Annotated in this window: 9 protein-coding genes; 3 read left to right on the top strand and 6 right to left on the bottom strand. The window is 38.5% G+C overall.

Translation table 11 applies throughout. From position 1 onward, the window contains the following. From NE664_11115 to lepA, 4 genes are all read right to left on the bottom strand, one after another. Positions 1-1,581, bottom strand: a 1,581-nt coding sequence (locus NE664_11115; GenBank protein MCQ4727191.1) for a site-specific DNA-methyltransferase, incomplete at its 3' end; no start/stop codon positions are given. A 360-nt stretch (positions 1,582-1,941) separates the two neighbouring features. Beyond that, the gene (locus tag NE664_11110) at positions 1,942-3,879 is read right to left on the bottom strand and encodes a DNA methyltransferase (GenBank protein MCQ4727190.1); all 1,938 of its coding nucleotides are present in this window, start codon (positions 3,877-3,879) and stop codon (positions 1,942-1,944) included. A gap of 350 nt (positions 3,880-4,229) precedes the next feature. Further along, positions 4,230-6,881, bottom strand: a complete 2,652-nt coding sequence (locus NE664_11105) for a DEAD/DEAH box helicase (GenBank protein ID MCQ4727189.1) — start codon at positions 6,879-6,881, stop codon at positions 4,230-4,232. Between the two features lie 1,085 nt (positions 6,882-7,966). Next, a complete protein-coding gene (gene lepA / locus NE664_11100) occupies positions 7,967-9,781 on the bottom strand; it encodes a translation elongation factor 4 (GenBank protein MCQ4727188.1) in 1,815 nt (604 codons plus the stop codon). Between the two features lie 168 nt (positions 9,782-9,949). Here lepA and NE664_11095 point away from each other — a divergent pair, with 168 nt between their 5' ends. Together NE664_11095 and NE664_11090 are read left to right on the top strand one after the other, a co-directional pair. Beyond that, positions 9,950-11,254, top strand: coding sequence for a thymidine phosphorylase (locus NE664_11095; protein MCQ4727187.1), 1,305 nt, complete (start codon positions 9,950-9,952; stop codon positions 11,252-11,254). A gap of 14 nt (positions 11,255-11,268) precedes the next feature. Next, on the top strand, positions 11,269-12,450 hold the full coding sequence (locus NE664_11090; protein MCQ4727186.1) for a phosphopentomutase: 1,182 nt from the start codon (positions 11,269-11,271) through the stop codon (positions 12,448-12,450). Between the two features lie 194 nt (positions 12,451-12,644). Here the strand turns inward: NE664_11090 and NE664_11085 are convergent, their stop codons facing one another. Both NE664_11085 and NE664_11080 read right to left on the bottom strand, forming a co-directional pair. Then, the gene (locus NE664_11085; protein ID MCQ4727185.1) at positions 12,645-12,776 is read right to left on the bottom strand and encodes a hypothetical protein; all 132 of its coding nucleotides are present in this window, start codon (positions 12,774-12,776) and stop codon (positions 12,645-12,647) included. Between the two features lie 120 nt (positions 12,777-12,896). Continuing rightward, positions 12,897-13,022 carry a hypothetical protein gene (locus NE664_11080; protein ID MCQ4727184.1) on the bottom strand — a complete coding sequence of 42 codons (126 nt, stop codon included), beginning with the start codon at positions 13,020-13,022 and terminating at the stop codon, positions 12,897-12,899. Positions 13,023-14,088: 1,066 nt separating this feature from the next. Between NE664_11080 and NE664_11075 the strand changes: the two genes are divergently transcribed. Beyond that, complete coding sequence (locus tag NE664_11075) at positions 14,089-15,261, top strand: TRAP transporter substrate-binding protein (GenBank protein ID MCQ4727183.1); 1,173 nt, start codon at positions 14,089-14,091, stop codon at positions 15,259-15,261. Positions 15,262-15,361: the final 100 nt, after the last annotated feature.

Raw genomic sequence — 15,361 nt, 5'->3', positions numbered from 1 at the left:
CCTTTTTTGCAGTCCTTCTTTCCCCTCGTTTCTTACGGCGTATCCGTCCCATGCGGAGATATTCGACGTATCCAGCTTGAAAACTTTGAAGCCTACGTCCGGCGGAACCGTGGATTCGTTTTCGCCAATTTCCATTTGCGACTGCTTTTCTTTCCATCCCGCAAGGATTTTGTTCCCGGCGCGGCGTATACGTTCCTTGCCGATTTCACAGATATTTTTATAGCCCGCTTTGTATGCCTCGGATTTTTCGCCGCATAATTCGGGAAGCTGAACGCAAATGTAACGGCGGTTTCCGCCGTCCTCTGCGTTTAACTGCATAACGGCGTGGGCGGTGGTGGCGGAACCGGAGAAAAAGTCGAGGATGATGTCGTTGTCATCTGCGATAAACCCAATTAAACGCCTGATTAAGTCAACTGATTTTGGATTACTAAAAATATTTTCTCCAAAAAGTCTTGTTGTATATATACTACCATTTGGTTTAAGATCATCCCACAAATCATTCAGCAATTTTCTATTAGAAGGAGCTATATAGTGTTCAGGCTTTCCAGTGCTGCCTAAACGCAATAAATCTACTTTATTAAGGCCCTTACTTTTCAATTGATCTGTGTACCATTCATCTATTTCTAATTGTGTTGGCATATCTGTTCCAAGCTCTTTAAGCATATTATTGTAGTTTTCAATTGCCGCATAACTTCTTTCTTTCGACCATCTCCATTGTCCCTTTTCAGGTATAATACCATAAATGTCATATCTCATAGTCGGCCTATCAGTGCCTCTCCAATGATTATTCCATGTTCCAACTGACTCCCCATCTGAATATTCGCTATAGACCTTATTAAAACGTGTATTTATGTTCTTCGAATACATCAATATAAATTCAAATCCACTGTTTAGCCTATCAATTGTTTCGAATTGTGCCTGTAAATTTTTTGCTCCACGTCTAATAATAATGATATTTCTAAAGTTCTCTTCCCCAAACACCTCATCACACAATTTACGGAGATTATGCACCTCATTATCGTCAATAGAAATAAATATAACCCCGTCGTCCCTAAGCAAATTCGCCGCAAGCCTTAATCTCGGATACATCATATTCAGCCAATTCGTATGGAAACGCCCCATTGTTTCGGGATTGCTTTTCGTCGTTTGGCTCGTAACTTCCTTGTATCTTTCGATTGGGTCTTTATAGTCGTCCTCGTATACAAAATCATTCCCCGTGTTGTACGGCGGGTCTATGTATATCATCTTCACTTTTCGGTAGTAAGAAGATTGGAGAATTTTCAAAACTTCCAGATTGTCGCCCTCTATATAAAGGTTTTCCGTGTTCTCCCAATCCACGCTTTCTTCCCGGCAAGGACGCAAAGTACCAGCGCTCCTTCTCTGCGCCAGCTTCAGACAGTCGTTTTTCCCTTTCCACTTAAACTCATATTTTTCAAAATCATCGTCTATATATTCGCCGCATATATTAAGCAGTTTATCTATATCGAGTTTTCCTTCCGCAAAACAGTCGGGAAACACGCTTTTCAGCTTTTCTCTCGCCTCAAGCTCCAAATCCCTGCTCATTCCGTCTATTTTCTCCATTCGCTCACCCGGTTTTGTAAAATTTTTTTGGTATCTTGATTTTATATCGTCAATGTGCTATTATTTGATTAAAGAAAGGGAACAACCGTCCACAAAGTGGTTGGCCAAATGATTGTGATAGAAAACCCACCCCGTCACTCGGCAAAGTTTGGGGTGGGTTTTCTATGTAGTTTTACTTACAAAAATTAAATATAAATGTAAGCAAAGCCAATAAGAATATGCCAAACGTCAGCAAATCCTTAAAATCAAACTGATTTTTCATAGGCTTCACCCCCATTTCAATGAAATGAAGGCCAACTCACCCCGTGTACACGGCTGTTCCCGCAAACAGTATAACATGTCAGCCGAATTTTTACAATCTCAGAAAAACTTTATATCAATGCCTGTATCCCTCAACGCTTCCTTGGCGTTTTTCACCGCGCTTGTATCGGCGAAACACTTTTCTCCAAACACTATATGCGCCGGCGCGTACTGCGCCATTTCTTCCACGTCCTCAAAACCGACGTTCTCAAAAAGGCATATCAGTATTGTTTCGTTATCTATCGAGTATACCTCACGGCCGTTTATATCTATTGTTTCTACTTTAGCCGTAAGGGGAAAACCGGTTTTAAGAATTATCTCATACACTACGTCAAGCCGCGTTCTTCCCGGCTTCACACCTTCAAGAAATTCGTCTATCCTTTTTTGCAGTCCTTCTTTCCCCTCGTTTCTTACGGCGTATCCGTCCCATGCGGAGATATTCGACGTATCCAGCTTGAAAACTTTGAAGCCTACGTCCGGCGGAACCGTGGATTCGTTTTCGCCATTTTCCATTTGCGACTGCTTTTCTTTCCATTCCGCAAGGATTTTGTTACCGGCGCGGCGTATACGTTCCTTGCCGATTTCACAGATATTTTTATAGCCCGCTCTGTAGGCCTCGGATTTTTCGCCGCATAATTCGGGAAGCTGAACACAAATGTAACGGCGGTTACCGCCGTCCTCGGCGTTTAACTGCATAACGGCGTGAGCAGTGGTGGCAGAACCGGAGAAAAAGTCGAGGATTAGATCATCTGAATTTGTTCCAATTTGCATCATCCTTTTTATCAGTTCTATCGGCTTGGGAAAATCAAAATAAGCTGATAAACCAATTTCACCTAATTCAACAGTACCCTTTTCAGTTATAACAGATACATCATTCCAGATAGTTTTAGGTTTATATGTAGATTTTCTATATTTTTCATATATATTATAATTTCCATCCGCTTTTTTCTTTGCAACCACATTGCTTAACATAGTAGATTTATTGTTATTTATTTCAATTTTACTTTTGCCCCATCTCCAGCAGCTTTCTTGTCCGGAAGAATTAAATGGCAAAATCTTTATACTATAAGCTTCACTTTTCAAAATAGATATAGGAGAAAATCCATTCATATCAACAACAGTTGGATTTACATATATTGGATAAAAAAGATTTGGTCTATTATGGCTCCCAAATTTAGGATTTCTATTTCTTAACTCCCTTATATTAAACTTTCCAATATCATCAATTAAATTTAAATCGTCATTTTCATCAGATTTCTCCAACTCATTAAATTCAGTTTCCATATGTTTTGTATATACAAGTAAGTATTCATGCGTTTTAGAAATCTGTTTGTAAGTTTGCCCCCTTTTATTCGATTGCACTATAATTTGCGTATAAAAATTTTCCTCTCCAAAAACTTCATCACACACCTTGCGAAGATTGTGAAGTTCATTATCATCAATAGAAATAAATATAACCCCGTCGTCCCTAAGCAAATTCGCCGCAAGCCTTAATCTCGGATACATCATATTAAGCCAATTTGTATGGAAACGCCCCATTGTTTCGGGATTGCTTTTCGTCGTTTGGCTCGTAACTTCCTTATATCTTTCGATTGGGTCTTTATAGTCGTCCTCGTATACAAAATCATTCCCCGTGTTGTACGGCGGGTCTATGTATATCATCTTCACTTTTCGGTAGTAAGAAGATTGTAGAATTTTCAAAACTTCCAGATTGTCGCCCTCTATATAAAGGTTTTCCGTGTTCTCCCAATCCACGCTTTCTTCACGGCACGGGCGCAAAGTCCCCGCGCTCCTCCTCTGCGCCAGCTTCAGACAGTCGTTTTTCCCTTTCCACTTAAACTCATATTTTTCAAAATCATCGTCTATATATTCGCCGCATATATTAAGCAGTTTATCTATATCGAGTTTTCCTTCCGCAAAACAATCGGGAAACACGCTTTTCAGCTTTTCTCTCGCCTCAAGCTCCAAATCTCTGCTCATTCCGTCTATTTTCTCCATTCGCTCACCCACCATATCCGGATACTTTTTATCCTTGCTTTAACTGAAATTGCGTGATATAATTTAAACATAAAGAAGGAACAACCGCCCGCAAAGCGGTTGGCCATAAACAAGTCGGCATAAAATCCACCCCGTCGCTAGTCAAAGTTCAGGGGTGGTTTTTCTATGTAATCCTACTTACAAAAATTAAATATAAATGTAAGCAGTGTCAAAAGGAATATTCCAAATGTCAGAACATCCTTAAAATCAAACTGATTTTTCATAGGCGCCGCCTCCATTCTAAAAGAATAGAGGCCAACACAGCTCATATACGGTTGTTTCCATATAATTTTAACATAATCGCTATTATTTTACAATTCTTCCGCCTGCTTTCCCTCCACATCAAGTAAAAACAGACGTTTCACTTTTGCATACAATTTTGTTCTTTCTATAATTTCCCGAATTTTCTCTTCCTTATGGGCGTCAATCCTCATCTCTTCCATAAAAAATGACTGTTGTTTTTGTTTTAGCTCCTTTGTAAGCATATTAATTTTCTTTTTTAAAACTACCTTTTCAACCGCTGTATTTGCCGCCGTTTTCTCAGCCGCCTTTATTTCCAATTTAATTTTCTCTATCTCGCGGTCTAAGGCCGCCTTTTTATTTTCGGCAGAAATTTCCTCTTCCTCAATAGCTGCGGCATTTTCTCGGCTCAAATTCTTCACCGCACGGTTAAGGCAGTCCTCCGGAGAAACAAATTTATCAAGAGGGTGCTCTTCTGTCACACGTTCCTCAAGCAGAGCAAAATCATGCTGTCCGAGATGTTTTTTGCCTATTTCCATACAATGAAGCGCAGGCAGTTCCATAATCTTTCTGCATTCTTCATCGGTCAGTAATTTTCCGCTGCCGCAAATGCCAACAAAAGTATGTTCTTTCCATTCCGAAACATATTTTCCATATACGCTTATTTCGTAAAAACCTATAACACATTTTTCTATATCCGAATCTACAACAACTTTTCCCCTTTGACTGATTCCTTTCCAGAAAATTCCTTCAAGAACATGTCCCGCAAATTTGCCGGTGACAGTAATTCTTCCCGCCCTCGGAACGCTTCTGTCCAACATGCTGTAGCTTTCTCTTAGGTTATATACGCCTATGAACGGACTTGGCGGGTTAAAACGCGCGGCCTTCACTGTCCTTGTTTCTTCTATCAAACTAAAATTGGAATTATGTTCAAAAAAATATTTTATTAAATCCCACAGTTTATCGTTAATTTCCTGAATTTTTTCCTCAATATACTGAGGCTTTATCTCCACATTCTCCGCTATTTTTCCGTCAAAGGTGGTGAAAAGCCGATTCTCCATTTCCTCTGCTTCCCTGATATTTTCTTCCATTGTTTCCCTCAAAATCAATTTGTGTTCTTCTTCGATTTTTCCGACGGGACGCAGCTTTTTAGATATGTATTCAACGGCCATTTCGCCGCTGTCAAAAAATTCGCCCGCAATTTCATCGCTCATGCCCACAATGCCGTCAAACTGGAGAATACGTTTTTTCATAAGTTCCAACATACGCACATCGGCAAAATTTTCAGGATTGACAAGGTTAATCACAATTACATCGTTTTCCTGATCCTGACGATGACAGCGGTTTATACGCTGTTCCATTTCCATGGCGTTATATGACCAGTCGTAGTTTATCACCAAAGAACAGATCTGAAGATTTAATCCGCTGGACGCTACCTCCGTGCAGATTAGAATTTCAGCGGACTTTTCAAATTCTTCCAAAATTTCATAGTCCTTGCTTTTAGCTCCGTTATATACTAACGAAGAATACCCTTTTTCCGAAAGCAGTCTTTTCAAATACTCCTGCGTTATACGGTTTTCAGTGAAAATAAGAGCCTTTTTTCGGCCTCCGTTCTTTTTTATAAGCGGAAACAGCTTTTTAAGCAAAAATAAAAGAAGCTTGCCTTTGGCATTTTCCCTGACATTCTCCGCCGCTTCCTTAATCAGCCTGATTTGCGATAATTCCTCGTCGCTTTCATCATAGCTCTCTAAACGCCTCTCTATATTCCCAAGAGTTTTTTGCAGGGCAAAAGATGAGGAAGATGCAATTTTCGTAAGCATAATCGTTAATTCATAATTGTCCATTTGCGGAAAAGCCTTTTTTTCAGGCTTTTTCAGATAATCTTCCAGAAGAGCGTATAGTTCGCTTTCGCTCTTCGTTAATCTATAGGTTATAGATACGGGAATTCTTTCCGTTAATTTCATATATCGTTTGGCTTGGCTTCTTAGGGTTCTGAAACAATATCGGCTGATATTTTCTGCCAGCTCGCCGTAATTTTCGCTCTTTCGAAAATACCGCTTATAGAACCATTCCTTTTCCGGCAGCGCATCCTTATCAATGAAATATATCAGACCATAAACATCCATAATGCTCATTTCAATTGGCGTAGGGGTGACAAGTATTTTAAATGCGTTTCCCGCCGCCGATTTCAGAGCTTCGGCTTCTCCGCTCATGCCCGTATGGATTTTTGACAAACGGCTTGCTTCTTCAAAAACAACTGCATCCCATGAAATTTCCCTTATCATTTCACAATTTTCCACAGCAAAATCATAAGAAGTCAATATAACGGCATCTTGAAAAAATAGATTCCCTTGTGTTGAAAGCGCTGCAAGCTTGTCTTTTTCGCAAATCGTCAGCCATGGAAAATCGAATTTCTCTTCTATCATGTCCTCCCACTGTTTCAAGAGGTGGTTTGGAGAGATAATAAGCAATCGTCGTTCGCCCTCGCACCATTTCTGGGCAACAACCAAGAGAGCTTCCACCGTTTTGCCCAGCCCTCCTTCATCGCACAGCACAACGCCTTTCAGATAAGGCGAACGCAGTGCGAAAAGAGCCGCAGCCATTTGAAACGGGTATAATTTTATACTGCTTGAGGTGTACACACCAATCAGTTTTGCCCGACCATTGGCATAATCGGAAAGTTCACATGCTGTTTTGAAAGCTTGAAAAGAATTTAGTTTCATGGATTCACCGCCAAATATATTTACTCCCACCTATTTAAAAAACAGGCGTTGTTAGCAATCGCACTATGTAAAATTATTATATCACAAATAAAACATGATGGCGTTCAACTTTATTCCACAAATGATTTATTTTGAAATAAGATTACCTCCCGCCTTTATTTCTGAATTGTTTTTTATATGCAGCAATATCTAATAAGCTTATTAAACAACCTTTTACAAACGATAAATACAGTTTCCATTTTTTTAATTATAATCTGCCCATATGAAAACGGCTTTTTATTTTACCGTTTAACCGGCCGCGGAAATAAAATACATCCGTCATAAACATAATCTGACAACTTTATTAAAGCCCGTTCAGTCGGTTTTTTGAAACAATACGCCGTTTCCTACATATAAATTTGCCAAAGCGGCAGCACGGTTCTATATAAAATCTGATGAGTCTATATATTTTCCGAATTCATTCAAAATATTGAGCCTTGCCCCGACTTCTTTCTAAAACAAAAAATTAATGACTTTTTCCGGAGCCCTGTCTAAAGAATATCTTTTCTCAAAGCTTTTTAAAACCTTCGGTATAATATTCCCGATAAAACCGCCTGATAAAATCACAGCCATTATAAATAAGCAGTATGATTTTTATATAACACTGCTTTTAAATTCCTATTTTAGAAAAATATATCTATGTCATCTATTAAAACCGAACTTTTTAAATGTAAAAAACGGCTAGTTTTTTCTATCAAAAATCTTATGTTTTTTATAAACCACACCATAGTGCGGCTAAAATGCATTTTATCCTTTTAATCCTAAACGCCTTGCTTTATTCATCCTCCAACTTTAATAAAGTTTCGACAAGCATAAATATTGTGGCCTAACAGTTCCCCGACGTATAGTTTGCCCCCTGCCTATGTTCCTATTTAATATCTGCTTTTTCATATTTACAACAAAAAAATATAAATGTGTAGGTTCATTATTTCTTTCTAAAAAGGACTATTAACTACATATAAAAAAACGACATCATTTTCATGATATCGTTCTTTTTTGTATTGACATATTTATTTGTTTTTTACTGTCAAAAAGCTCAGACTTTGTTATTCCTCCTCCAGCTTAAGCACCGACATAAAAGCTGCCTGCGGAACTTCAACGCTGCCTATCTGCCTCATGCGTTTCTTTCCTTCCTTCTGTTTTTCAAGGAGTTTTCGTTTCCTGCTTATATCTCCGCCGTAACATTTTGCAAGCACATCTTTCCTCATTGCGCTTACAGTAGTTCTGGCAACAATTTTGCTGCCGATTGCGGCTTGTATAGGTATTTCAAATAAATGCCTTGGTATTTCCTTTTTAAGTTTTTCGCAAATTTTACGTCCTCGTTCAACAGCCGATTCCTTATGAACAATAAATGAAAGGGCATCAACAACTTCCCTGTTTACAAGTATATCTAGCTTAACAAGTTCGCTTTCCTTATATCCGATGAGATCATAGTCAAAAGACGCATATCCGCGGCTTCTGCTTTTAAGCACATCAAAAAAGTCATAAATAATTTCATTAAGCGGCAAATGGTATACAAGCATAGCCCTCGTATCGTCAAGATATTCCATACTTATATACTCCCCTCTTCTTTGCTGGCAAAGTTCCATAATAGGCCCTATATAATCCTTAGGAAGTATAATTTCTGCTTTTACAATAGGTTCCTCCATTTTAAGTATTCTTGCCGGGTCAGGCATATTGCTCGGATTACTGATTTCAAAGTCCGTTCCGTCAGTTAAATAAACCTTATATATAACGCTTGGAGCAGTAGTCACCAAATCAAGATTAAACTCACGCTCAAGCCTTTCCTGTATAATCTCCAAATGCAAAAGCCCCAAAAATCCGCATCTAAATCCGAATCCTAGCGCAACAGAAGTTTCCGGTTCAAAAAAAAGCGAAGCGTCGTTAAGCTGTAGTTTATCAAGGGCGTCCCTTAAATCGGGATACTTTGCCCCATCGGCCGGGAAAACCCCACAGTATACCATTGGGTTAACCTTCTTATACCCCGGGAACGGCTCTTCCGTAGGATTTAAAGCATCGGTAATCGTATCGCCAACCCTTGTGTCGGCTACATTTTTTATGCTTGCCGTCATATATCCAACGTCTCCGGCTTTCAGTTCATCGCAAGGGACAAATCTCCCCGGTCCGAAAAAGCCGACTTCGACAACTTCAAATTCTTTCTGCGTAGCAATCATACGAACTTTTGTGCCTTTTTTTATGCTTCCATTTACAACCCTCATTATTACTATAACTCCCTTATAGGAATCATATACCGAATCAAAAATCAAGGCTTTAAGCGGCAAACTTTCATCTCCATTCGGAGCCGGGATATCGGAAACAACTCTTTCTAAGACTTCATCTATATTTACGCCGTTTTTTGCCGAAATAAGCGGCGCTGTTTCCGCCGGTATGCCTATAATGTCTTCTATCTCATGTATAACCATTTCCGGGTTGGCGCTCGGCAGATCTATTTTATTTATTACGGGAAGTATCTCAAGGTTATTATCTATTGCCAAGTATACGTTTGCAAGCGTCTGCGCCTCTATTCCCTGTGCGGCGTCTACTACAAGTATTGCCCCTTCACAAGCTGCAAGGCTTCTTGAAACTTCATAATTAAAATCAACATGTCCCGGCGTATCTATAAGGTTAAAAACATATTCTTCACCGTCGTTTGCCTTATAAACGAGGCGTACAGCCTGCGCTTTTATAGTTATGCCTCTTTCTCTTTCAAGTTCCATATTATCTAAAACCTGTTCCTGCATTTCACGTTCCGTAAGCAGGCCGGTTTTCTGTATAAGCCTGTCCGCCAATGTACTTTTACCGTGGTCTATGTGGGCAACAATACAAAAATTCCTTATTTTCTCCTGTCTGGATAAAGACATTTATTTTCCTCCTTCGTCATCACTGCTTAATTTTTAATTTTAACATAAATATACCACGTTCTCAAGCAAATAATATTGTTTTCAAAATCCCGAAATAAATGTATACTATAGTTATATTCAGTATATAATGGCATGCGTTAATTTAAATTATAAAAAGGAGGTTTTTAAGTGAATATAATTGATATAATCATAAAAAAACGCGACGGTAAAACTTTAAGCAAAGAAGAAATTGATTTCTTTATAAAAGGAGTAACGAACGGAAGTATTGCCGATTATCAAACCTCCTCAATGCTTATGGCTATATTTATAAACGGCCTTAATACCGAAGAAACCAGAAACCTAACAAACAGCATGACAAATTCCGGAGAAATATATGATCTGAGCGCAGTTAAAGGCGTCAAAGTCGATAAACATTCAACCGGCGGCGTTGCGGACACAACAACGCTTATACTTGCTCCTCTTGTTGCTTCTCTCGGAGCTCCCGTTATTAAAATGAGCGGCCGAGGCCTTGGATTTTCAGGCGGAACTATAGACAAGCTTGAATCAATACCGGGCTTTAACGTAAACATTTCTAAAAACGACGCCATAAGGTTCGCAAACAAAAGCGGTATAGTAATAATGGGGCAAAGCGAAAACCTCACCCCTGCAGATAAAAAACTTTATTCTTTGCGCGATGTAACCGGAACCGTTGACAGCCTTCCGCTGATAGTAAGCAGTATCATGAGCAAAAAAATCGCTGCCGGAGCCGACGCCGTAGTTCTGGACGTCAAATGTGGAAACGGCGCATTTATGAAGGATTATAAATCTGCACGGGAGCTTGCCGTTCAAATGGCGGAAATCGGAAAATCCGTCGGCAAAAAAGTTACGGCCGTCATAAGCAGTATGGAACAGCCTCTAGGTCAAAACATAGGAAACAGCCTTGAGGTAATCGAAGCAATAGAAACGCTTAAAGGCAATGTTAAAGGGGATCTCCTTGAAGTCGTCCTCACCCTCGGGGCATATATGCTTATAAACGCTCAAAAAGCTGACAATGAAGAAACGGCAAGGCAAATGCTGTTGGAAAATATATCAAATAATAAAGGGCTTTTAAAATTTAAAGAATTAGTTTCACAGCAGGGAGGAAACGCCGATATAACAGAAAACTATAATATATTCGGCACATGTCCGTATTCGTATGAAGTCAAATCGGCTTACTCAGGATTTATAAGCGGCATGGATACAGCTCAGATAGGACGCGCAAGCGTCGAAACAGGCGCGGGACGCGCTAAAAAAACAGACAGTATTGATTACTGTGCAGGTATTATATTAAATGTGCGTATAGGCGATAAAGTTAATAAAGGCGACATTTTGGCAACCGTTTATTCCTCCGATGAAGCGAGGTGCCGTTCAGCTTCAAATACAGTTGCAGAAGCGCTCAAAATTTCCGATGAAAAACCCGAAACGCCAAAATTGATACTTGATATAATAAGATGAAAGGGGATATCAAAATGAAAAGAGCAGTAATAATTGTATTAGACAGCGTAGGCATAGGCGAACTTCCGGATGCATATAAGTTCGGCGACGAAGGCAGCAATACTTTGGTTAATATAAAAAAATCCGTACCTTCGCTTAATCTCCAAAACCTTTGCGCCCTCGGATTGGGGAATATAGACGGCGAGGATATAGAACTTCTCGGAAAAGTTCAAAAGCCTAAGGGATGCTATGGAAAAATGGCGGAGGCTTCAATAGGAAAAGACACAACTACAGGACACTGGGAAATAGCCGGAATCATAACAAAAGAGCCTTTTCCGACGTTTACCGAAACAGGTTTTCCGGCAGAAGTAATCGACAGTCTTGAAGCTGAAACAGGATTAAGCTTTCTCGGAAATTTTGCGATGTCCGGCACTGAAATAATAAAACTTTTGGGCGATGAACATGTTAAAAACGGAAGCCCCATTGTTTACACATCAGCTGACAGCGTATTTCAAATTGCAGCGCACGAGGATATAATACCTGTAGAAAAATTATATGATATATGCAAAAAAGCACGGAAAATACTCACAGGCAAATACGGCGTCGCCCGCGTTATAGCCCGCCCGTTTACAGGCTCCGACGGAAATTACACAAGGACAAAAAACCGCAAGGACTTTTCACTTCCGCCAACGTCAAAAACAATACTTGACTACGCAAAAGAAAAAGGAATGACGGTTGCCGCAGTCGGAAAAATAGAAGATATTTTTGAAAATCAGGGCATAACAAAATCAAACCACACGACAAACAACAGCGAAGGCATTGACGCAACCATTGAATACCTTCAACAGGATTTTGAAGGCATATTGTTTACAAACCTTGTAGACTACGACATGGTGTATGGTCATCGAAACGACGTTAAAGGTTATGCCGCGGCTCTTGAAGAATTTGACAAGCGTCTTCCTGAAATAGAATCGTACTTAAAAGACGGCGATATACTTTTTATTACAGCCGACCATGGATGCGATCCTACAACGCCGAGCACAGACCATTCCAGGGAATATGTGCCAATATTGGCGTGCGGAAAGAATATAATGCCCGGCATAAATCTTGGTATTAGAAAAACTTTTTCAGATCTCGGAAAAACAATAAGCGATTATTTAAACCTTGGTGCAGATTTTGAAGGCACGTCGTTCTTAAAGGAAATACAAAATAAATAAAAATAAAAAACCGGTTTCTGTAAATTTACATTTACTCAGAACCGGTTTCCGTTTTTTAAATAAAATAACATTATAATTACCAGACTAATAACAGAGCCGCTGCAAATAAATACATACATTTAAATCCTTAAATCAAAAACGATTTAAAAATATTTTAAAACGTAATAAAATACTTTGTTTATGGAGTATTTGTCTTATTCTTTTCTTATATTATTATTTTCCATACCTTGATAGTTTTCCAGTCCTGTATTTTTTTCGTTTATTATATTTTCATCATCAATAACCAAGCTAATATTTTCTTCTAAAAAACCGGTTGCTTCAGCCATCTTATCCCCTGCTCTATCTGCCAGATGCGTAGTTTTGGCTTCTATTTGTATAATTCTTTCTAATTTGCTTTGAGATGCTTTAATACCGTCCGTTTTTATTTCTTATTTAAGAGCTCCAGTTTAATCCTCCATACTTTCTTTAACAGATAAAATAATTTCCGACCGCCTTATACCCGATATGGCGTATATAAAACTTTCGTACTCCCTTTTATTGTATTGTTCTTTTGAAATAACTGTTTCATTCACATTATTTTTATCTCCTTTTCACAGTACATTTATTTGAATTCCCATCTTACTTTATGTTTCGGACATATCAAATAATTTAATAGTATATGTTTTAAAATTAACAAATCTTGACCTCAAAATAAATCTAAATCTGATATTTTATTATATCTTAATTCAAATATTTGTAAAATAATAAAAAATAATTTATATTTTTTTAATAATATTTCAGAAAATATATAATTAATTTTATGCAAACTATATATTTTTGACGGCCTGACCAAAACTTTTGACGATATTGACATATTCACTTTTACATGCTAAATTAATTATGCTGTTATAAGGATTAGTATTAATCTTGTTTAAGAAAAGGCAACTCCCTTATTCCTTTTCGCATAAACAAACAGCATGAATGGATTTTTAATTGCTAAAACTCTCAACCATAAAAATCCACTCCTCGAAAAAAGAACGTCCACCCTTAGCGTTCTTTTTTTTATTTTTAAAATTTTGTTTAAGACAATCCATTAATACAACTTCATGCGGCACTGTGCTGTTGTTTGAAACAGCGTTAGTTTGCTTAAACTAATAATGCCTGTCAAACGCATTAACGGTTTTATATTTTTAAATTTAAATTTCAAACTATACATTTCTTACTTAATTAAATATAATTAAATATCGCTGACGCTTATTCTGCTATTCCTTCTCAAATAATTTACCTGCGCTTAACAAACCTTATAGTTTTGATGCGTTTTAATGAAATTCAAAATATGTTTTATGTATTAATTTTCTTGTTAAAAAATTGTTAAATAATACAAAAAAAATGTTCGTATTGACAAACATAATTCCCAATTTTAGTAATAAACTATATTTTTTATATAAAACTTCAATATTTTTTATTACTTATAACTATTAAACAGCAAAAAAAAGTATTATTTAAAACATATCCGTAATACTTGACACCTTGCCTAAAGTTGTGTTACATTATCAAAGCGTTAATGTTAAAAGCTTATTACAGTTTTTTAACAGTAATTTTACAACCTATTAGTGGTACATAAGAGAATTTACCACATGCAAACAAGGAGGATTATTTATGAAAAAGAGAGTTTTATCAACAGCATTAGCTGCAATTATGTGTGCGGCTGTACTTTCAGGCTGTGGCGGTGATAAACCTGCCGAAACGCCTGCCGAGGGTACAGAAGCAACCGAAGGCACAGAAAGCACTGAAGGCGCTGACGCCGGTGCGGCTGCAGAAGGCGAATATGCAATGATTTCAGGTACAACAACACCTGATGCGCATCCTTATAATTTAGGTTTGGTTAAATTAAGCGAGTTATTATCTGAAAAAACAGGCGGAGCAGTTACTCTTGACGTTTTCGGAAACTCACAGCTCGGCGGCGAACGTGACCTTATCGAAGGACTTCAGCTTGGCACAGTTCAGATGACTTGTGTTTCAACAGCTCCTCTTTCAGGTTTCACAGATATGTTCTTAGTATTTGACCTTCCGTTTATTTTTGAAACAACTGAAATTGCCCGTGCGGTTATGGACAGCGAAGTTGGTACTGAAATCCTTCACTCAGTTGACGAACAGGGCCTTGTTGGTCTTGCTTGGTTTGAAAATGGGTTCAGGAATGTTACAAACAACAAAGGTCCAATCGAAAAACCTGAAGACCTTAAAGGCGTTAAAATCAGGACAATGGAAAACCCAATGCATATGGCTGCTTTCTCAGTAATGGGCGCAGACCCTACTCCTATGGCTATGGGCGAGGTTTTCACAGCTTTACAGCAGGGTACAATCGACGCGCAGGAAAACCCTGTTCCAATTATTGAAACAAACAAATTTGATGAAGTTCAGAAATATATTTCAATGACAGGCCACCTTTACAGCCCAGCTCCTGTATTCGTAGCTAAAGATTATTTTGAAGCTCTTCCTGCTGAATACCAGACAGCTCTTCAGGAAGCTGCTGACGAAGCAGTTCCTTACCAGAGGGAACAGATTGACATTCAGACAGAAGAAGGCCTTAAAGCTCTTGAAGAAAGAGGCATGGTAGCTAACTACCCTGAAAAAGCTGCTTTCAAAGAAGCAACAGCATCTATCTACACAGATTATGTTAAAGAAGGCGCTGGCTTTGTTTCACCTGAAATCTACGCTAGAGTTGAAGAAGTAATCGCTTCTGTAGGCTCGGGTTCTGATGCTGCTGACGAAACAGCACCGGAAGAAGCTCCTGCTGATGACGCGGCAGCTGATGAAGCAGCAGCTGAATAATTAACTTCAATCGTATATTTCAAAACGCCGGTTTAAAACCGGCGTTTTTTTATTTCTGGGCTTTAGCCTGTTTCGGGCATTTCCATTTTTCGGAACATGA

This window comes from Anaerotignum faecicola (assembly GCA_024460105.1).
In the GTDB taxonomy this organism is placed as follows: Bacteria; Bacillota; Clostridia; order Lachnospirales; family Anaerotignaceae; genus JANFXS01.
Note: the sequence above shows the minus strand (reverse complement) of the source record. Positions and strands in the feature narration are given on the sequence as shown.

What these genes read in the sequence shown, in the direction of transcription:
- NE664_11110 (MCQ4727190.1), bottom strand. Translation starts at nt 3,879, where the DNA reads ATGGAGAAAATAGACGGAATGAGCAGAGATTTGGAGCTTGAGGCGAGA.
- NE664_11105 (MCQ4727189.1), bottom strand. Translation starts at nt 6,881, where the DNA reads ATGAAACTAAATTCTTTTCAAGCTTTCAAAACAGCATGTGAACTTTCC.
- lepA (MCQ4727188.1), bottom strand. Translation starts at nt 9,781, where the DNA reads ATGTCTTTATCCAGACAGGAGAAAATAAGGAATTTTTGTATTGTTGCC.
- NE664_11090 (MCQ4727186.1), top strand. Translation starts at nt 11,269, where the DNA reads ATGAAAAGAGCAGTAATAATTGTATTAGACAGCGTAGGCATAGGCGAA.
- NE664_11085 (MCQ4727185.1), bottom strand. Translation starts at nt 12,776, where the DNA reads ATGGCTGAAGCAACCGGTTTTTTAGAAGAAAATATTAGCTTGGTTATT.
- NE664_11075 (MCQ4727183.1), top strand. Translation starts at nt 14,089, where the DNA reads ATGAAAAAGAGAGTTTTATCAACAGCATTAGCTGCAATTATGTGTGCG.